Source organism: Pauljensenia sp. UMB6358, assembly GCF_030216865.1.
Classification (GTDB): domain Bacteria; phylum Actinomycetota; class Actinomycetes; order Actinomycetales; family Actinomycetaceae; genus Pauljensenia; species Pauljensenia turicensis_A.
In genome coordinates, this window is sequence record NZ_JASOMS010000077.1 from 1 (window position 1) to 339 (window position 339).

Genomic DNA, 339 nt, shown 5'->3' on the forward strand with positions numbered 1-339 from the left:
TGTGTCCGGAATCGCGGATTTTCACGGATTGACCTGTAGGTTTCCGGAAAGTATATGCTCCGGAAGCATATATCTAGCCCCCGACGGGAAATCCTCGGTGTGGCAGCCGTGATGTGCTATGCGCGGCGTGGTGTGGTGTCGCAATGTCGAAGAACCAACCACGCTGCCACTGCGGCGGTGAAATGAAACGCAACGGCACCACCAGCAAAGGCACCACCAGATGGCGCTGCAAACAATGCGGCGCCTCCAGCGTCAAACGTCGAAACGACATCACCAACGCGGCAGTGTTCACCCAGTTCATCGAGCATTGCACCACCGCAATATCACTCGACGACCTAG

Annotated in this window: 1 protein-coding gene; it reads left to right on the forward strand. The window is 56.6% G+C overall.

Features of this window, described 5'->3' with window-relative positions; translation table 11 throughout:
* Positions 1–143: 143 nt before the first annotated feature.
* On the forward strand, positions 144–339 hold a 196-nt coding region (locus QP381_RS08705), incomplete at its 3' end, for a transposase-like zinc-binding domain-containing protein (protein WP_442953416.1).